This window comes from Actinopolymorpha sp. B9G3 (assembly GCF_040120725.1).
Classification (GTDB): Bacteria; Actinomycetota; Actinomycetes; order Propionibacteriales; family Actinopolymorphaceae; genus Thermasporomyces.
In genome coordinates this window covers 567,475-589,192 of record NZ_JBEEAB010000003.1, presented here as the reverse complement: position 1 = coordinate 589,192, position 21,718 = coordinate 567,475, and the positions used below count along the sequence as shown (strand labels likewise).

21 protein-coding genes and 1 tRNA gene are annotated in these 21,718 nt (G+C 67.1%); 11 read left to right on the top strand and 11 right to left on the bottom strand.

The genetic code is table 11. From position 1 onward, the window contains the following. The 6 genes from ABNF93_RS08880 to ABNF93_RS34855 form a co-directional block, all read left to right on the top strand. Positions 1 to 370 (top strand): transposase (locus ABNF93_RS08880; protein WP_349327321.1); only part of this gene is annotated, 370 nt, incomplete at its 5' end. Between the two features lie 1,738 nt (positions 371 to 2,108). Further along, the gene (locus ABNF93_RS34860) at positions 2,109 to 2,333 is read left to right on the top strand and encodes a putative signal transducing protein (protein ID WP_502877556.1); all 225 of its coding nucleotides are present in this window, start codon (positions 2,109 to 2,111) and stop codon (positions 2,331 to 2,333) included. 542 nt (positions 2,334 to 2,875) lie between these two features. Beyond that, positions 2,876 to 3,862 carry a transglutaminase domain-containing protein gene (locus tag ABNF93_RS08875; RefSeq protein WP_349327320.1) on the top strand — a complete coding sequence of 329 codons (987 nt, stop codon included), beginning with the start codon at positions 2,876 to 2,878 and terminating at the stop codon, positions 3,860 to 3,862. Positions 3,863 to 3,999: 137 nt separating this feature from the next. Further along, on the top strand, positions 4,000 to 4,407 hold the full coding sequence (locus ABNF93_RS08870) for a nucleotidyltransferase domain-containing protein (RefSeq protein WP_349327319.1): 408 nt from the start codon (positions 4,000 to 4,002) through the stop codon (positions 4,405 to 4,407). Next, a tRNA-Ser gene (locus ABNF93_RS08865) sits at positions 4,378 to 4,448 on the top strand. The genes ABNF93_RS08870 and ABNF93_RS08865 overlap by 30 nt, the downstream gene beginning before the upstream one ends. 23 nt (positions 4,449 to 4,471) lie before the next feature. Next, entirely contained in the window at positions 4,472 to 4,939 is a 468-nt protein-coding gene (locus ABNF93_RS34855) for a GNAT family N-acetyltransferase (protein ID WP_502877555.1), read from the top strand. Positions 4,940 to 6,000: 1,061 nt separating this feature from the next. On the opposite strand, the gene ABNF93_RS08860 is transcribed toward ABNF93_RS34855, so the two are convergent. From ABNF93_RS08860 to ABNF93_RS08825, 8 genes are all read right to left on the bottom strand, one after another. Beyond that, complete coding sequence (locus tag ABNF93_RS08860; protein WP_349327335.1) at positions 6,001 to 6,726, bottom strand: aminoglycoside phosphotransferase family protein; 726 nt, start codon at positions 6,724 to 6,726, stop codon at positions 6,001 to 6,003. Between the two features lie 662 nt (positions 6,727 to 7,388). Then, a complete protein-coding gene (locus ABNF93_RS08855; RefSeq protein WP_349327318.1) occupies positions 7,389 to 8,741 on the bottom strand; it encodes an LLM class flavin-dependent oxidoreductase in 1,353 nt (450 codons plus the stop codon). Next, on the bottom strand, positions 8,738 to 9,541 hold the full coding sequence (locus ABNF93_RS08850; RefSeq protein WP_349327317.1) for an ABC transporter ATP-binding protein: 804 nt from the start codon (positions 9,539 to 9,541) through the stop codon (positions 8,738 to 8,740). The genes ABNF93_RS08855 and ABNF93_RS08850 overlap by 4 nt, the downstream gene beginning before the upstream one ends. After that, positions 9,517 to 10,365 carry an ABC transporter permease gene (locus ABNF93_RS08845; RefSeq protein WP_349327316.1) on the bottom strand — a complete coding sequence of 283 codons (849 nt, stop codon included), beginning with the start codon at positions 10,363 to 10,365 and terminating at the stop codon, positions 9,517 to 9,519. The genes ABNF93_RS08850 and ABNF93_RS08845 overlap by 25 nt, the downstream gene beginning before the upstream one ends. Beyond that, on the bottom strand, positions 10,362 to 11,453 hold the full coding sequence (locus tag ABNF93_RS08840; RefSeq protein ID WP_349327315.1) for an ABC transporter substrate-binding protein: 1,092 nt from the start codon (positions 11,451 to 11,453) through the stop codon (positions 10,362 to 10,364). The genes ABNF93_RS08845 and ABNF93_RS08840 overlap by 4 nt, the downstream gene beginning before the upstream one ends. Before the next feature lie 277 nt (positions 11,454 to 11,730). After that, on the bottom strand, positions 11,731 to 12,714 hold the full coding sequence (locus ABNF93_RS08835; RefSeq protein ID WP_349327314.1) for an LLM class flavin-dependent oxidoreductase: 984 nt from the start codon (positions 12,712 to 12,714) through the stop codon (positions 11,731 to 11,733). Further along, positions 12,650 to 14,401, bottom strand: coding sequence for a dipeptide ABC transporter ATP-binding protein (locus ABNF93_RS08830; protein ID WP_349327313.1), 1,752 nt, complete (start codon positions 14,399 to 14,401; stop codon positions 12,650 to 12,652). Before ABNF93_RS08830 ends, ABNF93_RS08835 begins: the two co-directional genes overlap by 65 nt. 56 nt (positions 14,402 to 14,457) lie before the next feature. Beyond that, complete coding sequence (locus ABNF93_RS08825; RefSeq protein ID WP_349327312.1) at positions 14,458 to 14,970, bottom strand: flavin reductase family protein; 513 nt, start codon at positions 14,968 to 14,970, stop codon at positions 14,458 to 14,460. Between the two features lie 521 nt (positions 14,971 to 15,491). Here ABNF93_RS08825 and ABNF93_RS08820 point away from each other — a divergent pair. The 5 genes from ABNF93_RS08820 to chrA all read left to right on the top strand — a co-directional run bounded on the left by ABNF93_RS08820 (position 15,492) and on the right by chrA (position 19,357). After that, complete coding sequence (locus tag ABNF93_RS08820) at positions 15,492 to 16,298, top strand: LLM class flavin-dependent oxidoreductase (RefSeq protein ID WP_349327310.1); 807 nt, start codon at positions 15,492 to 15,494, stop codon at positions 16,296 to 16,298. After that, entirely contained in the window at positions 16,298 to 16,891 is a 594-nt protein-coding gene (locus tag ABNF93_RS08815; protein WP_349327309.1) for an NADPH-dependent FMN reductase, read from the top strand. The genes ABNF93_RS08820 and ABNF93_RS08815 overlap by 1 nt, the downstream gene beginning before the upstream one ends. Positions 16,892 to 16,977: 86 nt before the next feature. Further along, the gene (locus ABNF93_RS08810; RefSeq protein ID WP_349327308.1) at positions 16,978 to 17,481 is read left to right on the top strand and encodes a Chromate resistance protein ChrB; all 504 of its coding nucleotides are present in this window, start codon (positions 16,978 to 16,980) and stop codon (positions 17,479 to 17,481) included. Next, on the top strand, positions 17,478 to 17,927 hold the full coding sequence (locus ABNF93_RS08805) for a chromate resistance protein ChrB domain-containing protein (protein WP_349327307.1): 450 nt from the start codon (positions 17,478 to 17,480) through the stop codon (positions 17,925 to 17,927). Before ABNF93_RS08810 ends, ABNF93_RS08805 begins: the two co-directional genes overlap by 4 nt. Next, positions 17,924 to 19,357 carry a chromate efflux transporter gene (gene chrA, locus ABNF93_RS08800; RefSeq protein ID WP_349327305.1) on the top strand — a complete coding sequence of 478 codons (1,434 nt, stop codon included), beginning with the start codon at positions 17,924 to 17,926 and terminating at the stop codon, positions 19,355 to 19,357. The genes ABNF93_RS08805 and chrA overlap by 4 nt, the downstream gene beginning before the upstream one ends. A 142-nt stretch (positions 19,358 to 19,499) precedes the next feature. Here the strand turns inward: chrA and ABNF93_RS08795 are convergent, their stop codons facing one another. Genes ABNF93_RS08795 through ABNF93_RS08785 form a run of 3 tightly spaced genes read right to left on the bottom strand, consistent with a single transcriptional unit; the run spans position 19,500 to position 21,648 of the window. Next, entirely contained in the window at positions 19,500 to 19,853 is a 354-nt protein-coding gene (locus ABNF93_RS08795) for a hypothetical protein (RefSeq protein ID WP_349327304.1), read from the bottom strand. Between the two features lie 2 nt (positions 19,854 to 19,855). Next, the gene (locus ABNF93_RS08790; RefSeq protein ID WP_349327303.1) at positions 19,856 to 20,596 is read right to left on the bottom strand and encodes a hypothetical protein; all 741 of its coding nucleotides are present in this window, start codon (positions 20,594 to 20,596) and stop codon (positions 19,856 to 19,858) included. Further along, positions 20,593 to 21,648 (bottom strand): glycosyltransferase family 2 protein, encoded by a 1,056-nt coding sequence (locus tag ABNF93_RS08785; RefSeq protein WP_349327302.1) that lies wholly within the window; start codon positions 21,646 to 21,648, stop codon positions 20,593 to 20,595. Before ABNF93_RS08785 ends, ABNF93_RS08790 begins: the two co-directional genes overlap by 4 nt. Between the last annotated feature and the right edge of the window lie 70 nt (positions 21,649 to 21,718).

The window sequence follows — 21,718 nt, the reverse complement described above, 5'->3', positions numbered from 1 at the left end:
AACCTGGATGCTCCGCCACCCCGACAACCTCGAAGACGACGACCAGGACAAGCTCGATCACGCGCTCGCAGCCTGCCCGCACCTGTCCGCGACCGCCACCCACGCCACGGCATTCGCCGAGATGATGACCGGCCTACACGGCGACCGCCTAATAGCCTGGATAAACACCGTCGACGCCGAAGAACTGCCTCACCTGCACTCCTTCACCACCGGCCTACGCCGAGACCTCGAAGCCGTCATCAACGGCCTCACCCTGCCCTACAGCTCCGGCCCCGTCGAAGGCATCGTCAACAAAATCAAATACCTCAAACGTCAAATGTTCGGCCGCGCAAACTTCGACCTCCTCCGGAAACGAGTACTACTCACATGACACCACCACCAACAGTCACCGACCGGCCCACCGCCTCACGAAATTTGAGACAGAACCCGACTAGTTGTCCCCCGCCTGAAATTCGTCAGTCATGTCGGGCCAGTGAGTTGTGTTGTCAGCGGCAAGCGGTCAACTGGCTCCCGACGCCGTGTCGATCGGGGCGCGCTGTTACGTACGCGACGGCCTCTCTCCTCAATTAGGCGGAAACTCACCACAACGAGGGAAATCACTGTCACTGTTCCAATCCCACTCGGGCCTGATCCAGAGGCTTCCCGCCCCGGCCGCACCTGACCGTTCACGCCCGGCGAGTGACGAGTGTGTCCTGGGTCGCGACCGGTCGGGTGCTTCTCGTCGGTGTAATACCGACATCGGAACCATCGCCGCAAAACGGAAGTCATGAGCAAGGCCCGGTTCATGAACGGGCTCGTCCCGCGGCCTGGGCCGCAGCTTCGCCGAGGCCGCTCTGGCCCGCGGCGACAAGGTGGCTGCGGCCGCCCTGCCTGTTGACCTCTCGGCGGTCGACGTCCCGGGCCGTCGGACTGGCAGGCCCGTTGATCGAGTAGTCGGTATTCCTCAGCGCCCGACGCTTGGGTTCACTGGCTGTGGTCGCCGGGGGCGTAGCGGTTCCAGATGCCCCCGGCGCACGCCTTGGCGCTTCGCGTCGGCATACAGCTGGGCGTAGCAGCTAACGCTGGCGTCGAGGCAGGTCACAGGTCCGTCGGCGGCTCCGGTGCTGGCTGCTCCGGCTCCGGTGGTGGCGCCGGCTGCTCCGGTGGTGGCGCCGGCTGCTCCGGTGGTGGCGCCGGCTGCTCCGGTGGTGGCGCCGGCTGCTCCGGCTCCGGTGGTGGCGCCGGCTGCTCCGGTGGTGGCGCCGGCTGCTCCGGCTCCGGCGGTGGCGCCGGCTGCTCCGGTGGTGGCGCCGGCTGCTCCGGCTCCGGCGGTGGCGCCGGCTGCTCCGGCGGTGCAGGATCTGGCCCAGGATCCGCGGGATTGATTCCAGACGGAGCTGATGTTCGGGTGAGGCTGATCGGTTCGCCGTAGGCAAATCCGGTGCTCAGCACGAATGCCACAGCTGCAACTGTCGCGATGACTGCGAGCCATCTGATTGTCGAACTCATAAGACCTCCAGCTTTGTTTCGATCGTCAGGTAGCCCCCCGATTTGGCGCTTCCTTGGGTCTGTCCTTTTCACTTGCCAGTCCCATGAGTCTCCGTCGCACCTCGCGCGAAGGCCTCCCCGAAATGGCATAAAGGGCTCCCCTCTTATTCAAGGTCCGGGGCAATCGGCCATCCGAAAACCGCCAGTTTGGGAAGGTACATCTGTAACGTCATGAGCCGGGATCACCCCGCACAGTGTGACCGGACCGATGGGGAATGACCCAGCTGAGCGTTGGCAAATATTGCCCGCGGGCCGTGCGTCCTCGGCGTTCCGCACCTGCCGCCGGCGCTGGGTGGTGGGCCTGCGTGTCGTCGCGAATGTTGGCCCGGGTCGGGTTGGGAGGGAGGTGACATTGTGCACGAAGTTCAGGACGAACCCCAGGCCCCGGGAGCCGAGTTGGTCGGGTCCAGTCCGGAGAGCTCCTCTAGCAGACCCGGGCCTGGTACCGGAGGTGCTCACTCCGCGTTCACCGAAGTGTCGCGCATCGCTGAGTTGGTCCGGACGAACGAACCTGGCGTGATCTCGGTTATCGAGGGCCTGCTGGCGGGGCGAACATCCCGTACCAAATCACCGACCGCAACATGAGTGTCCTCGAAGGCTCCATTAGCGCGATCCAGATAAGGATCTTGGTGCCGGACGAACACGAGGCAGATGCCCCTGAACTGCTCATCGACGTCGAACTCGGCAAACGGCTGCGTGCCCTAACCTCCGGGCGCCGGCGAACAATCGTGCCGCGGAGGACAGACCTTGACGAAGAAGGAGAAGGCCCCATGGCCTGGCCGGGTCGGAAGTTTCGCCTGCCATAACGCCTCGTCACGGAAACCGCAACATCTAGTCAGCCGTCGTGGGCACACCTGACAGGCAAATGCAGCCCGTCGGCGCGTGACACCGGTCATGACACCAAACGGGGTCGCGTAAAGCACGCCCAGTACAACCAGTCACCACCTACTGCACGCGAATGCCCAGGTAGAGCGTGTGATGCATCCGAAGTAGGCCCCTCTTAATCCGCGGGTTCGGGGTTCGAGTCCCTGGCGGCGCACCCGTAAACCGGCTGGTAAAGCGAGGTTTCGCCGCTTCGGTCGGTCATGGCCAGCCCTCCCGAGCAGCAACGCAAGCAGCAGCGCGCACCACTCCCGGGCCATGTGTGCCCCTTGCTTGCGGGCACACAGAGGGCAAGGAACCGACGACGGGGAGCGTGCGGCCTGCCTGACCCCTGCGGGGGGGTAGCGGCCGTCGGCTGCTGGACCTACTGCTGTACAGATCCGGGGCGTGTGGGACGTGTCGGTCCGACACCGGGGCGCACTCCTCGCCTGGCGTGGATGCGATCACGCGTCCTAGGGTCGAGCGCATGGTCGATCCAGACGACTGGAGTACGCACTCGCCGTACTCGGATCCCGGCATGCACGCGCCGCTCCTGGACGCGGTGCCCACCGTCATACCGAGTCTGTCAACGGTGGCCTGCAACTTGGTCGTGCACTACCGGTATTCGGGGCTGAACCTTCCCCCATCCACCCGAAACGACATCAACAGTCGCTGGCTCGCAGTCATGCTGGACAGAGACCAGGAGCGACACGCGAAACCACTCGCCGAGTTTCGCGAGCCGACCGAGCGCCTCCAGGGCTGCTGCCGCGATCTCAGCCTGTTCTGCGTCGCAGTCCTGCGCCAGCATGGCATCCCAGCTCGCTCGCTGGTGGGCTTCGCGAGTTACCTCAGGCCGGGCTACAACCATGACCATGTGATCGTGCAGGCCTACGACAAACAGGCGCAGCGCTGGGTCCGGTTCGATCCGAAGAAGGTCACCGAGCCAACCAAGGCGCTCCCGACACCACACGACATTCCAGCTGGCGCGGACGCTCCCTTCCGTACTGCCGCCGAGGTCTGGAAGGGCTGTCGCGCCGGAAATCTAGACCCGAACCTGTTCGGCGGTCGTCCGGGATCCAATCTCGGCGGAATGTGGTTCATCCACAACTACGTCATGATGCAACTTGCACACCGCTACGCCGCCGAACTTTTGCTGTGGGACGGCTGGGGCGCCATGTGCTCGCCGCCCGGACTCCCCGGACCGGACTACCCGCCAGATGACGCCACACTCGCCCTCATCGACGACATCGCCGACCAACTGATCGCGGTCGAGTCCGCCCCTCCGACTGCGGACAGGCGTCCCACGGAGGCACTACTGCGCAAGCGGTACAACGAGGACGACCGACTGAACCCTGGCACGTCCGTGACGCAGTACTCCCCCACCCTGCACGATCCGCCAATCACCGTGCCGATCGTGCAGGGAGGTGCCTCCTCGGCGCCTCTTCTCTCGCCTGATGGTCGTATTGGCACGTGATGGCACGCCCGGCTGGTTCCATACGTGGTGCCGACTTGCCAGACTGGGCGTGCATGAGCGCGAAGAGGCTTCGTCACCAGGTCACTGGGTGCAGGCTGAAGGGCCGGCGACGTCAGGCGGCTCGGGTCATAGCCTCCGTGACCGAGTGGGCGACCAAGCAGCCAGACGTCCTGGCCGTCGCCGTCGTGGGGTCATATGCCTACGACCATCCCCGGATGGCCAGCGACGTGGACATGATGCTGATCACGACCGACCGACCGCGGCGCATTCAGGGCCTCGACTGGATCGCAGCGTTCGACCCGCGCGCCAAACTCATCCGGACCAAAGACTGGGGCCCGTGGCTGACCGAACGCCGCGTACGTCTCCGTAGTGGCCTCCAAGTTGAGCTCGGTGTAGCCGAGCCGGAGTGGGTTCATCGCGCTTCTGCCCGAGTGCTGGGCGATGGATGCCGAGTACTTCACGACCCAGCAGGTGTGCTTGCCCGGGCGCTGGCGGATCTCGGACAGCGAGCGCCTGGGCCGACGGTGACACCAGACTCAGCCTGAAAAGCGGAAGATCGACGATTCGATCCCGTCCCTGCCCACCACACTGACCAGGCCATAGCGGAGCGTGACTGCCCGTCGGTGCCCATCATTGACCCTCATTGACCGCCCGTTATTGCACGCGGGGACTGCCGACCACCCGCCTGCACGCCGCCTTCCTGGAGTGCCGCGAGGACTGGGGCCTGGCCTCCACGAAGACGGCTTCGGCCTGGGCGCAGACGACACCGTGGACTCACCCGACGGCTTCGCTACTTGGGTACACAAGCGGATCCGACTGACCCACCCGGCAGGCGATCCCTGCCCGGACGAACGGCACGGCTCACCCAGGTGGATCGTCGAGGACGGCCAGGTACTCGGAGGAGTCTCCCTACGGCACTGGTTCGACGACGACATCGGCCACATCGGCTACGGCGTACGCCCGTCCGCCCGCCGCCGCGGTCTGGCGAGCTGGGCGCTGGGGGCTCGGCGAGATGTTCGGCGAGGCACGCGCTGCCCTGGGCCTGGACCGCGTTCTTATCCCCTGCCTCGCGGATAACGTCGCCTCGGCTCGCACAATCGAACGCAATGGCGGCGTCCTGGAAGGCATCCGCGACGGCGAGCATGGTCCCGTGAGGCGCTACTGGATCGATCTGAACCGGTGACCGTGACCCATGTCGCGAGGTCGGCCTTTTACTGGGACGCCGCCTTGCGGACTGGTCGCTGCCAGGATCCGCGCACCCCTTCCTTGCAAAGGCATATTCGGTGCTCGCGCTCGGTTGAGCGTCGATCGGCTCGCCGCCGACCAGCGTGGTAGTGACCGCTGTTTACCGTGACAGCCCATGATCGTCCGCCTCGTCTGGCACGCAAGCGGCACGGCGACCTTCTTGTCCGTAGGTCGCCAAGGACTGGGTACGTGCGTCCACGATCGTCCATGTCAACACCAGAATGCTGGTCTCGGCCGGTCCGTATCGTGGTCCGCTGTCCATGGTCGTCCCACCCCGTTGTTAGCAACGGCGTAAGCCGGGTCGGCCGCAAGCTCGTCAAAGATTCGGGAATGCCGGCCGAGTCCTGGGTGCCACGGGCCTGGACGTCTGTTCTCGGGGACGTTGATCGAGGATCGAACTCCCTGATGCCACATGGGTTCGTCGTGGAACCGAGGAATGACATGCAGGTGCGCATGGAGCCCCGTCATGTCGCTCCACCCGAGGGTGTACCCGTCGGGTGCCAGAAGCTCATGTAGGGCCTCCCTGGCCTTGACCAGGAGGTCATGTGTCTCTGTCCACTCCTCTGCGGTGAGGTTGAACGGGGATGTCCGGTGGGCGATGGGAATGATTGCTCCGGATCCTGGAAGGACATCCGGAGGCAGGCCGGCTTCTGCTTGGAGCTCATGGTCGCGCATCGCCGCGAAGAAGATGCAGAAATCGTTCTCGATGTACACGTCGGCCTTGCGGAATCGTGCCTGTTGATCGCAGAAGTGGCAGCCGTCTTCGGTCAAATTGGCGAGTCTTCACTCTGCGCCGTAGTCGTCGCAACCAGCCAGCTCGCAGGTCGGAGCCGAGCGGGTCAAAGACGTCGGCCAGGAAATCCGCCACAGGCTCGCCCGTGCCGCGCGGCATGTCAGGGGTACGTGGCGTCCATCGCGAGATAGGAGTCGAGTACCGCGGCTGCGGCTCGGGGGGTGCGCTCCGATCGCAAGGGCCGTACGAAGCGGCCATGGATGAACTGCAGGCCGGCGACGACAATCGACGCAGCCAGGAGCTCCTCGCTCAGCTTGCTATGGCCTCGAAGCCCGTCGCGATAGCCCCGCACGACTGCGGCGTGAAGGTCGGCCGCCACACCGGTGTGGCCGAGGTCCATCAGCGAGATGAACGCTGCCCGCCCGATGTCGACGCCGAAGGGTGCGATCGTCGCGTTCTCCCAGTCAAGAATCACGCCACCCTCACCGTTGTCGAGGTAGTTCCCACTACCGGGATCCCCGTGCGTGAGCGTGAGAGGCTCCACGTGGCCGATCCGCTCGATTGCCACATGGATCCTACGCACGACGGGCGCGTCCAGCGTCGATTCGACCACGCCGAGGCGATTGCGGTGGTCCTGGGCAAACTCGCATGGAGACACCCGAGGTAACGGGCATCCATCGATCGGCACACCCGCCAAGGTCGCAAGATCACGCCCGAGCCGATACCAGCCGCTAGGCACCGTCGCACGGATCCCGTCCTCCTGGCTGAGCACGAGAAACAGCTGGCCCTCGGACGTCCTCCCCTCTCCAACCAGACTCGGCACAGGCACACCATGCTCACGTGCAAAGCTCAGGGCGATCCGCTCCCTCGAGAGTCGGCCATGCACGCCCTCGATCTTCACAACCACGCCTTGTCCGTCGGACAACGCGCCATACCTTGTCTCGTTCTTCGAGCCGGCAGATGTCCGCTCCCCCAGTGCGAGCGCTCTGCCGTCGTCCAGCCTCAGTGTGCGTTCCGACACGGCATCCACCCTATGGGCTCCACTCCCGTCGGCGAGCCCGAGGACGGCCGCCCGCAAGGGCGGCCGGGGCAGTGCGCCGCGTCAGCGGCGCCTTGACACTGCAGAGGGAAGTTCGGCAGTCCATTGGGCTAGGTGCCCTGCGCGCTGCAGGAGCAGCAACGCGAGCAGCAACGCCGACGAACTCCTGCGGACTCATCCGGACTCCCACGCCCGATCAGCCATTAGCGAGCAGGACGATCGGACGGCTTCGGACGTCCCTGGAGTGGTTGGGCCAGCCTCTTAATCCGCGGGTTCGGGGTTCGAGTCCCTGGCGGCGCACCCGTACTGACCTGGGCAAATGCCCAGGTCGTTTCCTTTGTTCAGCTGATCGTGACACCACCTGCCATCTTTCGCTGTCAGGGCTAGGTCGACCAGACCCCGAAAAGCGGCAGCCCGGGGCCATCGACGTGCTCCCCAGTGCTGCCTTTCCGGGCTCGACTGGTGGGCATCGCTTCGTTGTCGTTCATACGCCAGAGAGTGGGAGCGGTTCAGGTCGTCGCCGGCAGCGGGTGGGCCTGCCTGGACAGGAGGTTGGCGGGCCGGGGCAGGCCGTAGTGGTCGCGCAGTGTCCTCCCGATGTACTCGTGACGGAAGAGCCCGCGCTTGCGCAGGATCGGCACCACGTGGTCGACGAACTCCTCCAGGCCTGACGGCAACACCGCGGGCATGACGTTGAAGCCGTCGGCCGCACCGCCAGCCGCCCAGTCCTGCAGGGCGTCGGCGACCTGCTCGGGCGTACCGCTGAACGTCCGGTGTCCCCGTCCACCGCCGAGCCGCCCGATCAACTGCCGCACGGTCAGACGTTCCCGCCGGGCCAGCGTGACGATCAGCGTGTACCGGCTCTTGGCCCCCTCGATCTCATCCTCTGCAGGTAGGTCGGCCGGCAGCTCGCGGTCGAGCGGCAGGTCCTCGGGGGCGACGCGGAGGGTTCGGGCGAGCTGAGCCCGGGCGTACGCCGGCACGATCAGCCGGTCCAGCTCCTCCTCCCGGGCCAGCGCCTCGGCCTCGGTAGACCCCAGGATGGGGACGATCCCCGGAAGGACCCTCACGCCATCGGGATCCCGCCCTGCCTGGGCGACCCGATGCTTGATGTCGGCGTAGAACGCCTGGGCGTCGGCCAGGGTCTGCTGCGCGGTGAAGATCGCCTCGGCGTACGTCGTGGCGAACTCCTTGCCGTCCTCGGACGAACCCGCCTGGACGAGCACGGGGTACGCCTGCGGCGACCGCGGGATGTTCAGCGGTCCTTGCACCCGGAACGATGCACCGGCGTGGTCGATCCGCCGCACGCGGGTGGAGTCGCCCCAGACTCCGCGGTCCTTGTCGGCGAGGATGGCGTCGTCGTCCCAGCTGTCCCACAGCTTCTGCGCTGCGTCGACGAACTCCGCCGCACGCTCGTAGCGGTCCCGGTGACTCGGCATCTCGTCGAGGCCGAAGTTGCGGGCCGCGTCGACCGACGCGGTGGTGACGATGTTCCACCCGGCCCGCCCACCGCTCACGTGGTCGACCGACGCGAACCGCCGCGCCAGATTGAACGGATCGTTGTAGGTCGTCGACGCCGTCGCGATCAGCCCGATCCGGGTGGTGACCGCGGCGATCGAGGTCAACAGCACGGTCGGTTCGAGCGAGCCCGACGGCCGGCGTCCCACGTCGGAAAAGAGCGCGGGACTGTCAGCGAAGAACACCGAGTCGAACCTTCCACGCTCGGCTATTCGAGCGAGATTCTGGTAGTGGGTGACGTTGGTGTTGGCGTACGGATCGCTCTCCGGCAGTCGCCACGACGCCTCGTGGTGCCCGGTGCTCATGAGAAACGCGTTCAGATGAAGGGGTTTCGGCGTACTCATCGGCTGGCCCCCACGCTCTGCTCGACCGTCCGAAAGTCGACGCTTGGGTCGATGCCGAGCCGGGAAAGCAGGTAGCGCCGCAGTTCGGCGAACCGCGGGTCCGTGGGGTCCCGGGGTGAGTCGAGATCGACCTCGACCTCGACACCGATCCGGCCGGCATCGATGATGAGGATGCGATCGGCCAGCACGATCGCCTCGTCCACGTCGTGGGTCACCAGCAGGACAGCGGGCTTGTGCCGGTCGCACAGCTGCCGGAGCAACCCGTGCATCCGGATCCGGGTGAGGGCGTCCAAGCTGCCGAAGGGCTCGTCGGCAAGGAGTAGTTCGGGTTCTCGGACGAGCGACCGGGCCAGTGCGACGCGCTGCTGCTCCCCGCCGGACAGCTGGTTCGGCCAGGCCCGCTCCCTGCCGGCGAGTCCCACCTCGGCGAGGCTCTCCCGCCCATGTGGGAGGGCGTCGGGTCCACCCAGACCGAGAACCACGTTGTCGAGAACGCGTTGCCACGGCAGCAGCCGGGAGTCCTGGAAGACGACGGAGAGCCTGCTAGGGGCGTCGATCTCACCGGAGCCCGCGACGTCGTCGTCGAGTCCGGCGAGTGCCCTGAGCAAGGTGCTCTTGCCGGAGCCACTGCGACCGAGCAGGGCGACGAACTCACCGTGGCCGATGGAGAGGTCGAGTCCGGCGAGGATCTGTCTGTCGCCGAACCGGCGTACGAGGTCGTGTACGCGTACGACCGACTCGGCGCCGCGGGCGGTCTGCGTCCCGGCGCGCTCTGTCAGTCCGCGAGCGTGCGTCGCCATGACAACGCCCTCCTCTGCACGAGCCGGACAGCGCCGTCGGACAGCAGCCCGAGGACGCCGTACAAGACAAGGCCGACGATGATGATCTCGGTCTGGCCGTACGTACGAGCGAGTTCCATCATGTAGCCGATTCCGCTGGTGGCGTTGATCTGCTCGACAACTACCAGCGACAGCCACGCCCCGACGACGGCAAAACGCAGGCCGAGCAGGAATCCGGGCAGTGCACCTGGCAGTACGACGCGGCGGATGAACGCGACGTAGCCCAGGCCGACGGTCTCTGCAAGCTCGACGTAGCGGCTGTCGATGCTGCGCAGGCCGTTGTGGGTGTGGATGTAGACCGGAACGAACACACCCAGTGTGATCGTCGTGACCTTCATCGTCTCGCCGATGCCGAACCACAGGATGAGCAATGGCAGCAGCGCGAGCGAGGGGATCGCGCGTTTGATCTGGATCGGGCCGTCCAGCACCGCCTCGCCCCACCGGCTGAGCCCGGAGATCAGGGCGAGCACGGTGCCGGCGGCGATGCCGATGGCGAGGCCGAGGAACGCCCGCTGGGTGGAGACGGCAAGGTTGGACTGGAGCCGGCCATCGGCCATCAGCTCTCCCGCCGTCGTCACGACGGTCCAGGGTGCGGAGAGGATCCGTGGATCGATCAGGCCGGCAACCGAACCCGCCGACCACATCGCCAGCAGGAGCGCCGGGCCGACCACCGGACCGAACCGGATCGGCCGTCCAGGACCGAGCTTGTGCCGTCCGCGTAGCCGCGAGGCCGGACCGGATCCGACCTCCGCGGCCCGCGCCGGCCTGGTCAGTGTCGTGGTCACGGTGCTTCACCTCCTCCTGACGCATCGTCCGCGATCACGTCGGCGGCCACGGACTCGAACCGCCAGTCGTAGAGATCCTTGGCGTCGATGACGTCGTTGCCGGTTTCCTTGGCAAGCAGGTCGATGGTGTTCTGGTGCCGCGCGGCGACGTCGGTCCAGTCGCCGGGGATGTCGAGCTCTCCGGCGGCATCGATGAGGTACTCCCCGTCCTCCGCGGACAGGCCTTGGTCCTTGACGTAGTAGCCCTCGATCCATTCCTGAGGGTGCTCGTGGATCCAGACCTGCGCTCGGGCCCAGTGCTGGACGTACTCCTGGATCGCGGCCGCCTTGGCGGAATCGGCAAGGCTCGATGTCAGGGTGTAGAGATGGCTGGGGTCGTCGCGCAAGCCGTGCGGGATCGCCGTGGCCCCGTCCTTGCCGTATTTCGCGAGGTACCGCTTGACGTTGACACCCCCGATGGGTGCTACGTCGACCTGGCCGTTGGCAAGGGCGTTCGGATAGACGTCCCCGGTGCTCGGCAGCTCGATCGGTTCGACATCAGTCTTGGCCAGCCCAGCCTTCGCGAGGACCCGAAGGATCAGCGCGCCCTGAGCCTGACCCGGGCTGTAAGCGATCTTCTTGCCACGCAGGTCGTCAATGCTGTCGACCATGACACCAGGTGCCACACCGAGCTGGTAGATCGGATGGTGCACCGGGTCCTTGCGGAACTGTGCCGCCACGATCCGGACGTCGAGTCCGGTCCATGTCGCGTGGATCGGCGGGATGTCTGCCACGGCGCCGATGTCAAGTGCACCTGCGCGGAACGCCTCGGTGGTCTGCGGACCGCCGGAGATGTTGGCCCATTCGATGTCGAACGAGACTCGCTCACTCTCACCCGAGAGCTCCAGCGCCACTTTCGTGGCCGGGTCTCCGACGATCAGCTTCGTGCCCTCGGGAACGGATGCGGCAATCGGTTTGGTGAGTGCCGCGTTCTCGGCTTTCGGTGCGGCTGCGCCTGGACCGCAGGCGCCGAGGAACGCCAGGCCAGCAAGCAGAGCGGCAACGACGGCAGCACGTCGCGCACTGGGCGAAGAATGTCGTACGAACATGTGGTGTCACTCCTTTGAAACCGGATCTCTGGCTGCTGGACCGTGGTGCTCGTCGCCTCACGCAGAGCTCGTCGCATCAGATGCTGGCAACGAGAAACGCAGGCAGAGCTGAGCTTCCGCGAGAGAGGCGGAGATTCCGGGAGAGAAGCGGGGGTTGGTACGCGTGCAGGAGACGCCGGCGTGCGTCAGCCGTGACACACGGCGCTGGCGACCCGCATCTGGTCGACCTCGCGCCTCTCCGTCAGCAGGAGCAGCGTAGACATGGTGCCGAGATTACCTACTTATCCCATATGATTACTAGATAATCCGATAGGTGAGACGGAATCCTCGGCGCGGCCTCGGCTGGCGACGGGAACGCCATCGCGCCGTAGCCGCTGCGGATCGACAGCACCCAGCGGACGTAGGGACTGGCGAGCTCTGCGGCCACGGTGTCGTCGTCGGCCACCACGATGTCGGCGGAGACCATGACGTACGGAGTCGCCAGCGTGGACGAGGGCCGGAACGCCTCGCGGTAGGCCGCGACGGACTCGAGGACGGCGGCCGGATCGGCGTGGTAGTTGGCGGTATAGGGCAGTCCTAGCTCACCGGCCGCCCGTGCACTCGGTCCCGCGCTCGAGCCGAGGACCCACAGGGCGAGGTCGGCGCCTTCGGCCGTTGGTGCATGGAGCTCGGTGCCGTCGACCGAGCGGTAGTCACCGCGGAGGAACGCCGCGATGTCGCACAGTTGGACGACATAGTCATCGCCATCGGCGTCGCGGATGCCCAGCAGGCTTGCTTCGATCTGCAACCGGCCGGGATCGAGCCTGACATGCGGTGGCGGTGGCAGCAGCAGTCCGTCGACGACGGAGTACGCAGCGGGCCCGATGGCGCTGCCCGGCAATGGGTTCGACCGGGCCCGTGCGAGGCGTTGCTTCAGCCGGCGCGCGCTCGACCTGCCCAGACCCGGGCCGATCCGGCCAGGGTGAAGATGTGCGATCGTCCCGAACTGTTCGACGGCCTGAAGCGGTGTGGTCGCGCCCAGCAGGACCGCGCCGGAGCCGACGCGGATCCGGTTCGTCCGCGCGGCGATGAGGGCGACCAGCACGGCCGGCGCTGCCGCCGCGACTCCAGGGGCCAGGTGGTGCTCTGCGACCCAGTAACGGCGGTAGCCGAAAGCCTCCGCCTGGCGCGCGAGATCGAGGGAGTTGGCAAGCGCGTCAGCTGCCGTACCGTTCGAGGGCACGGGTGAGAGGTCGAGGACCGACAGGGGCGTCCTGTTCACGGGCATCCTCCGTGCGTCTGCCGGAAATCGCGTCGAGCTGCTCACGCGTGTATGGGTCCTGCGGCTGGGTGAAGATCTCGTCGACGGTGCCGATCTCCACGAGCTTTCCGTGGCGCATCACACCCACGCGGTCGCAGATCTGGCGTGCGACGGCCAGATCATGAGAGATGAAGAGGTACGACAGGCAGAGCTCGTCCTGCAGTCGGACAAGGAGTTCCAGAATCTGCCTCTGCTCTGAGATGTCGAGCGCCGAAACGGGTTCGTCCAGGACGACCAGTTCGGGTTCGAGAGCGAGCGCCCGGGCGATCGCCACCCGTTGCCGCTGCCCGCCGGAGAGCTCGGCGGGACGGCGGTCGAGCACTGTGGCCGGCAGGGCCACCTGGTCGAGCAGCTCGCCGACCCGCTGACGTCGGGCCTGCCGGTCGCCGGTCCCGTACGCCCGCAGCGGCTCCGCGACGATCTGCCCGATCCGCTTCCCAGCGTCGAGCGAGGCGTACGGGTCCTGGTAGACGAGCTGCATCCGTCGCAGGAGCCGGCGCAGGTCGGTGCCCTGCAGGCGCAGAATGTCCTCGCCGTCGAATAGCACCTGCCCGGAGGTCGCGCCCTCGGGTCGGAGTAGAAGCCGAGCGGTAGTGGTCTTCCCCGAGCCGGACTCCCCTACCAGGCCGAACGTCTCCCTCTTCCTGACCTGGAAGCTCACGCCGTCAACCGCACGGACAGTTCGCGCGCGCCCGGGCAGGGGGAACTCCTTGCTGAGCGCGGTGACCTGCACGAGGTCGCCGTCTCGCGCCACGGAATCGGGCGCGACGTTGAGGGCGAAGCCAGCGCTGCACCGCGCGTGGTCGCGGCGGCCCAGCGGGACCGCGCGGGTGATCGGCACCATCCGGGCTCTCGTGAGGCTGGGCGCCGCCTCGATGAGCCCCCGGGTGTACGGATGCCGCGGTGAGTCCAGGATCTGCGCCGTGGTGCCCGTCTCGACCACGCGCCCACCCCGCATGACCACGATCCGCTGCGCCCGGTCCGCCGCTACCCCAAGGTCATGGGTGATGAACAGCGCCGCCGTCCCGAGCGCTCGGCACAGCTCGTCCAGTTGGTCGAGCATCCTGCGCTGGACCGTCACGTCGAGCGCACTGGTGGGTTCGTCGGCGATGACAAGCTGTGGCCGGCAGGCCAGGGCGATGCCGATCAGGACCCGCTGGCGCATGCCGCCAGAGACTTCGTGCGGATACTGCCGTGCGCGTACGCCTGGATCGGAAAGCCCTGCCTGGGCGATGACCTCGACGGCCCGCGCGGCCGCGTCCCGCCTCGTGGCCTGCCCGTGCCGCCGGAGCACCTTGGCCACCTGGTCGCCGATCCGGCGTACCGGATTGAGGGACACTGCTGGATCCTGTGGGATCAGTCCGATCCGGGCGCCACGGATGGTCCGCATCCTCCGGTCCGACCAGCCGGCGATGTCGCTGCCAGCGAACCGGATCTGCCCTCGATCAAGGACACCGCCGTACGGCAGCAGGCCGACGACGGCGTGTGCCATGGTCGACTTGCCCGAGCCGGACTCCCCCACGACGGCGACGATCTCCGCGGGAGCGACTGTCAAGCTGAGGTTGCGTACTGCAGGAATCTCCTGCCCACGCAGGCGATACGACACGTCGAGGCTACGGATCTCCAGCAGTGGGAGGGCGCCACTCACCCGCGCGCTCCCGTCAGCACGTGCGCAGCATCCATCATGATTCCTCTCAGGGGGTGTCAGCCGGAACCCAGCTTGGTGACCGTGCTGTAGGCGCCCGCGTGGTAGACGAGGGGTGTGTGCGGACGGGTTGCAATGTCGGTGATTTCGGCGACCACCAGGTGGTGGTCGCCGACCGGGAAGCGCGCTTCGACCCGGCCACGCAGGTACCCCGCGGCCTCGTCCAGCATGGGTTCACCAGTTGGGAGCCGGGACCACCTCGTCGGGGCGGCGAACCGGTCGATGCCACTGGTCGCGAACCGGTCCGCCAGTGTGCGCTGCTCGGCATCGAGGAAGTTGACAACGATGCCGTCGGCGACGGCGATGGCCGGCCAGCTGGATGCCGCGGTCGACAACGCGAACGACACCAGCGGCGGTCGCAGCGAGATGGAGGCGAGCGACGTGGCCGTGAAGCCGACCGGGCCGAAGCCTGCATCCGCCGTGACGACGACCACACCGGCGGCGTAGCGGCGGAAGACCGCGCGGTAGAGATCCGTGGTGATGCCCGTAGGAACTTCCACAGAGCTGGTCAAGACGACACCTCCTGGGCGTCCGCCAGCTCCGCGGCACGAGACGGATGGGCACCTCTCGTGCCGCGGAGATCGCGAAGGGCGAGACGGATGGGTACGCGGAAGATCGACGCTGACCCCCGCGTGAACGCAAGCGGGCAACCCGCATCCGGCGGACCGGATTGCCGTGTCACGTGGCGTCAACCGCGGAAGCACTGGCAGACGTCGTAGTCAGCCGGTGTCAGCAACACCGGCCACTGGCCACGCGCATCTGGTCGATGACGCGGCGGGTTGTGAGAATGAATCCCCGACACATAATCCCTACTATCGCTGTAGGAGATGGCGCCGACCAGGGTCGTCCCATGCATTGGACACGCCTGGCCGAAAAGTCCATTGACGGCCACCGCCGGGAATGCTGGTCCAGGTTCTCTAGTTGCCCTATGTGATTTGTGTCCATAGCGTGGCCTCGCCATCGGCCCCATGCCTACGACCGAGCCAGGACGACCGCGACCGAGAACATGCGTACGACCGAGAAAGAGGCGAAGATGCCCGTCGAGGTCCTCGGCATCGCCGGTACCAACGACGGGTCGGAGACCGCAGCCCGCTCCGGCCCGAGCTTCCAGATCGTCAAGCAGGCCTGGACGAGCCGCGAGCCGTTCGACCACGACGGCACCCACTGTCGGTTCGCCGACTTCGTGAGCGACGTTTTCCCCGTCCAGCAACCCAGGCCGCGCGTCTCGTTCGGCGGTTCGTCACCAGCGGCCTACGCGGCGGGTGCTTCCGAGGCCGACATCTACTGCTTGTGGGGCGAGCCGTTGCTGCAGACCGCGGAGCAGATCGAGTTGGTCAAGGCGGCCGCCCGGGCTGCGGGACGCAGCGACGTACCGAAGTTCCAGGTCGCGTTCCGCCCGATCATCGCGCCGATCGAGGAACTCGCCTGGGACAAGGCGTGCCGGATCGTCGACGCGATCACGTCCCGTACCGCCGGAGGAACCCGACCACTCACTCGCCGGCACCGGTTGACCGGTCCCGAGAACTCCGGGTCACAGCGGCTGCTCGCGGTCGCCGAACAGGGCGAGCGGTTCGACCGGGCACTGTGGACCCGGACGGCGGCCGTCACCGGCGGCGCGGGGAACTCCAATGCCCTGCTCGGTACGCCCGAGGTGGTCACCCAGGCCCTGCTCGACTACTACGACCTCGGCGTCGAGATCATCTCGGCCCGGGGATACGACATCTTGGGTGACGCCATCGACTTCGGCCGGTACGTGATTCCGATCGTCCGTGAAGAGGTCGCCAAGCGCGATGCCGAACGCGAGCACGACCGGCTCGCCGAGACGGTCGGGAGGCCGTGATGACCCACCAGCCCAGTGCCGCATTCGACGGCTCGAACCCCGGGATCGTCGTCGTGTGCGGCAACCCGAAGTCACAGTCGCGGACTCTCACGGTCGCCCAACGACTCGCCGGACGACTGTCCGAACGACTCCCCGGACTGCTCGCCGAACGACTTACCGACGAAGCGGACCTTGCCGGATCGGCAACCATCGACCTGGCCACGTTGGGTGGCGCGGTGATCGACGGCAGTCCGGACGTGGACGAGGCACTCGCGACCGCCAGATCGGCGCGGGTGCTCGTGGTGGCGACACCGATCTACAAAGCCAGCTACACAGGGCTGCTCAAGGCGTTCCTCGACCGGTTCGGCGGCGGCGCGCTCACGGGGATCATCGCCATACCGCTGACCGTGTCAGCTTCCCCTATCCACCGCCTCGCCGCCGACGTCCATCTACGACCCTTGCTGATAGAACTCGGCGCGAGCGTGCCCACCAGGGCTCTCGCGATCGAGGAGAGCCAGCTGGCGGCGATCCACGACGCCGTCGAGTCGTGGATCGCGTCGGAGGCACCGCTCATACGCGACGTACTCCCGGGTCTCGCCGCAGTGCGCGCGTAGGGCGCTGGCACCGCACGTCGTACAGCCTTGCTCGCCGCCGCTGGGGGCCACTCGCCAACCTGTGCAACCATGGTTACACTACTTCGATGGATGTCGGGCAATGGGTGCTGCTCTGTTACCACCTGCCGCGGGAGCCGTCGACCCCGCGGATCACCGTGTGGCGCAAGCTGAAGCGCCTCGGGGTCGCCCAGCTCGGTGATGGCCTGGTCGCGCTGCCCGCGGATGCGCGGACCCGGGAGCAGCTCGAATGGATCGCAGAGGAGATCGTCGAGGCCGGTGGTGATGCGGGCATCTGGCTGGCGCATCCGGCCACCGCAGGGCAGGAGCGAGCCCTCGCCACCGGTTTGGCCGGGGCAAGGGCGGCGGAGTATGCCGCCATCGCTGCTGAAGCCCAACGCGCCTCTGACCTCGGTGAGGCGGCACGGCGCCGCACCGCGAAGAAACTCCAGGCCGAGCTGCGTCGAATCAGCCGGCGCGACTATTACCCACCCCCAGAACGAGAAACCGCGCACCGCGCAGTCCGCACCCTCCTGGAGCACGTGCCCACCCTCGCCTCACCGCGAGCCGCAGCCGGGCGAACGGCGCGATGAGGTGGGCGACACGCGCTGGCGTGCACATCGACCGTGCCGCCTGCGCCTGGCTGATCAGCCGGTTCATCGATCCCGCCGCCGAGTTCGCCTTCGTCACCGACCCAGCTGAGGTACCACCGGGTGCCACGGGCTTCGACATGCGGTCGGTGGACCTGTCACACCACACTCGCCCAGACGGAAGCGGCGTCGACTGCAGCTTCGAGACAATCCTTCGCCACTACGACCTCACCGACCCGGTGCTGTGGCGCATCGCGGCCATCGTCCACGAAGCCGACCTCGACGACGACACCTACGACGCCCCCGAAGCTCCCGGACTCGACGTCGTCCTGCGCGGCCTGTCGATGACCTGTGACGACCACCGGGTGGTCGAGCTCACCCGCCCGATGTTCGACGGCCTTTACGAGTACTACCGGCGAGCCACCCTGCTCGGAAGGGAACCCTCGTGAACCCTGCAGCCGATAAGTCCGCGGCCGAGTCACCCAGCCACCGATCGGACACCTGCGAACACGTGGACGCGCCGCAGACCGTCCGAGACGTTGTGCCGTTCCCCTCGGCCGTCCGCACCTGGTTCGCGATCTCCCTCCAGACCTTCGGCGGGCCGGCCGGGCAGATCGCTGTCATGCAGCGCACCCTCGTCGACGAGAAGCGATGGATCGGCCAGCGCCGGTTCCTGCATGCGCTCAACTACTGCATGCTGCTCCCGGGCCCCGAAGCCCAGCAGCTGGCCATCTACATCGGCTGGCTACTCAACGGCATCAGGGGCGGACTGGTCGCCGGCACCCTCTTCGTCCTCCCAGGTGTCGTCGCCCTGCTCGTCCTCTCCGGCATCTACGTCGCCTACGGCGACACGGCCGCAGTCACCGCGATCTTCGCCGGCCTCGCGCCCGCGGTCCTCGCCATCGTCGCCCAGGCGGTCTGGCGGGTCGGCCGGCGATCACTCGGACACCCCGCCCTGGTGGCGATCGCCATCGCCGCCTTCCTCGCCCTGGCCGTGTTCGGTGTCCCGTTCCCCATCGTCATCGCGGCAGCCGCTGCCGCTGGCTGGCTCCTCCACAAGTTCAACCCAGCCGTGTTCACCGCCAGTTCAGACAACGGTGCCGCCAACGGTGAACCACCGCTGATCCCCGACGACGCGTTGCACACCGAAGCCCCCACAGCCGGCCGGGCCGCGCGGGTCCTCGCCATCGGTGTGGTGGCATGGGGGCTGCCGATGCTGCTGGTGGTCCTCCTCACCGGCACTCAGAGCGTCTTCACCACGCAGGGACTCTTCTTCTCCGGCACCGCACTCGTGACCTTCGGTGGCGCCTACGCCGTCCTCGCCTACGTCGCCCAGCGCGCCGTTGAGGTCTACGGCTGGCTCGGCCCTGGCGAGATGGTCCGCGGCCTCGCGCTCGCCGAAACCACCCCGGGCCCGCTGATCATGGTCGTCCAGTTCGTCGCGTTCCTCGGCGCCTACCGCGACCCCGGCACCCTCAACCCCTGGATCGCCGGCCTGAGCGGCGCCCTGCTCACCACCTGGGTGACCTTCGTTCCCTGCTTCCTGTTCATCTTCCTCGGCGCGCCGTATGTCGAACGGCTCCGGAACAACCACACCATCTCCGCCGCACTCTCCGGCATCACCGCCGCAGTCGTCGGCGTCATCGCCAACCTCGCCCTCTACTTCGCGATCCACACCCTGTTCACCGCGACCGACAACGCGTCCTGGGGGCCCGTCCACCTCGAGCTACCTGACCTTGCCAGCCTGAATCCGATACCCGCCGCCCTCACAGTCGTCGCACTCGTCCTCATCTTCCGACTGCGCTGGTCAGTTCTACGCACCCTCGGCACCTGCGCCCTCCTCGGCCTCCTCGCCACAGCCGCGGGCTCGATGGCGTGAAATCGGGTATCGGCCGACGTCGCGACTGGCCGCTGCCGAGCATTCACCCGTGCGCCACCGGAAAGCTCTGCACGAGGGCCGCCTGCTTGGGCAGGATGTCGGCTCACGACTGATGTATCCCGGCGGCGAAGCCCTGGCAGCTTTATGTGCGACCGCTACGAGACACGGGCGGGAGGCCCAACGTTTTGCGAACTCGGCGCGCCAGCCGGCGCCTGGTCCGCAGGAAGCGCGCCATCAGCTCGGCATGGCCGGTGAGGAAACCGTCGGGGTCGCCAGGCGGGGCGAGCACGTCGATCACCGGCATGCCGGCACCTTCGGGAACAGTCAGCGTGGCAGTGAGGCCGATGAAACCGGCATCAATCGTCGCAGCGGACAGGCTCGCCGTACCCTCGCCCGCATGCGCCGGTATCGCCGGTGTCGCCGGCTTCATGGTCGTACCGGCGAGCCGGATCGCCACCGAGTAGCGGCCGGGGTCAAGCCGATCACTGACCTTCACCGTCAGCGTGGAGTTGCTCGTGCCCCCGCGACGGCCGGCGAGAGCTCCGCGGGCAGGTCGATGGTCCTGTCCGTGCCCTCGTGCAGCAGTCTCATGACCGCATCAGACCGTGCCTGTGTGGTGAGTACGCGCAACGGGAGTGTGACCACGAAGCCCGCGTGCGGGCCTACCAGTGCAGGCTCGGCGGGCACGAGCATGTCCCGTTTCACGGTGCACTGCTCGCCGACCTCGATCGAGAGATGCCCGCGGTCGGTCCAGTGTGGTGTCACCATCTGTGCTGGTTCGCCGACGATCGCGGGTATGCAACGCTCGGCCGCCTTGACGGTCTTCATGGCACCGACCCTCGCGTCCTTTGTCCAGCCGCAGCAGGAGATCCGAGCGACGACATCCCAGATGCCGCTGGATAGAGGCGTGGAGGCGACGACCGAACGGATGTCGATGTGGGCCTCGCACGTCACGACCGTACGGAACGTTTCTCCGCTCACGGGTTCGGTGCCAGTGCAGTCGGTCATGGTCGCTGCGTAGGCCCGAACATCGGACGCGCCGACCGGGTATCGCGCGATGGCGGAGGTCGCCGGCACGAAGTGCTCGGCTGAGGTGGACTTCGCCCGGAGAACCACATCGACCTTCGCCTGGGCCAGCCGCATCGTGCTGTCGAGGTCGTCCGGGGACAGGGCCGCGAGCGCCTCGGCGGTGAGCGGTGGCGTCAGGAGGTCGCGACCGCCCCGATGGGTGAAGGTCATCGGCTCACCGGTGGTGCGCAGCTCAGCGGTGACGGCGAGCTGGAGACCCCGTCGTGCCAGACCAGATCGTCGAGGCGGACGTGATTGTGGATGTCCTCCTCCCACTCCGCCAACCGGATCAGGTCGTCGAGGCGGCCCGCCTGGACGAGGCGGCTGACGATACGTTGCGCGGGTGCCATGCCCGCGGCCACGCCAGGGGCGAAGCGTTCGGCGGAGAGGCGGTAGACCTCATCGAACAGCGCGCGCCGGTCGACCTCCGGCATCCGTAGCAGCCGGCTACCGCGCAGACGCTCGATCATCTCCACGCGGTACCACCGGCGGTGAAGCTTGTCGCGCAGCGGGCCAGGCTCGGTGTTGGCCTCGACGATGTCGAGCGCTTCGCTGAGGTTGGCGAAGTACTTTCTCCAGTCGATCTGCTGGTAGGCGGCGTTGCTGGAGTCGTCGCGGCGTACGTGGTAGTAGCAGATGTAGTTGCTGAGCACCGAGACTTTCTGCGCCGCGAAATATGCCGCCGTGACGAAGACGTGGTCTTCCAGGCGGCGCCGGCCTTCGGGAAACCTCAACCCGTGCGCGTCGAGGAACGCCTTGCGGAACATCTTGTGCGGGGTGAGGCTGTCGATCAGCGGCGTCTTGCCGAGAGTCGCGTCGGGGTGGTTCTTGCGGAACAGCTCGCGTGGGACGCCTCTGCCCTTGCCAGCCATCTTGCCGACGACGACGTCGGAGCCGTGCTCCTTGGCGTACTTATACATGCGCTCCAGGGCTTCGTCGCCGAGATAGTCGTCGTTGTCGACAAAGAAGACGTACTCCCCACACGCGTGGGCAACGCCGACGTTGCGAGGCTTGCCCGACCACCCGGAGTTCTCCTGGTGGATCACCCGGATGTGCGGGTGCTCGGCGGCGAGAGCGTCAAGCCGGGCCGGGCTGTCATCGGTCGAGCCGTCGTCGACGAAGATCGCCTCGAACTCCTCCGGCGGGAGGCTCTGGCGCAGCAGCGAGTCGATGCAATCCTGCAGGTAGGGCCCCGGATTGTAGACCGGAATGACGACCGTCACCTTGACGCCTGTCGACAGAGCGTTATCTGCGGCGGGACTCGGGGTGGGATCGCCCGACGATCCAGGGCCG

Coding starts and splice junctions, on each gene's coding strand:
- ABNF93_RS34860 (WP_502877556.1), top strand. CDS start 2,109: ATGAGTGTCCTCGAAGGCTCCATTAGCGCGATCCAGATAAGGATCTTG.
- ABNF93_RS08875 (WP_349327320.1), top strand. CDS start 2,876: ATGGTCGATCCAGACGACTGGAGTACGCACTCGCCGTACTCGGATCCC.
- ABNF93_RS08855 (WP_349327318.1), bottom strand. CDS start 8,741: ATGAGTACGCCGAAACCCCTTCATCTGAACGCGTTTCTCATGAGCACC.
- ABNF93_RS08850 (WP_349327317.1), bottom strand. CDS start 9,541: ATGGCGACGCACGCTCGCGGACTGACAGAGCGCGCCGGGACGCAGACC.
- ABNF93_RS08840 (WP_349327315.1), bottom strand. CDS start 11,453: ATGTTCGTACGACATTCTTCGCCCAGTGCGCGACGTGCTGCCGTCGTT.
- ABNF93_RS08820 (WP_349327310.1), top strand. CDS start 15,492: ATGCCCGTCGAGGTCCTCGGCATCGCCGGTACCAACGACGGGTCGGAG.
- ABNF93_RS08815 (WP_349327309.1), top strand. CDS start 16,298: ATGACCCACCAGCCCAGTGCCGCATTCGACGGCTCGAACCCCGGGATC.
- ABNF93_RS08810 (WP_349327308.1), top strand. CDS start 16,978: ATGGATGTCGGGCAATGGGTGCTGCTCTGTTACCACCTGCCGCGGGAG.
- ABNF93_RS08805 (WP_349327307.1), top strand. CDS start 17,478: ATGAGGTGGGCGACACGCGCTGGCGTGCACATCGACCGTGCCGCCTGC.
- ABNF93_RS08790 (WP_349327303.1), bottom strand. CDS start 20,596: ATGACCTTCACCCATCGGGGCGGTCGCGACCTCCTGACGCCACCGCTC.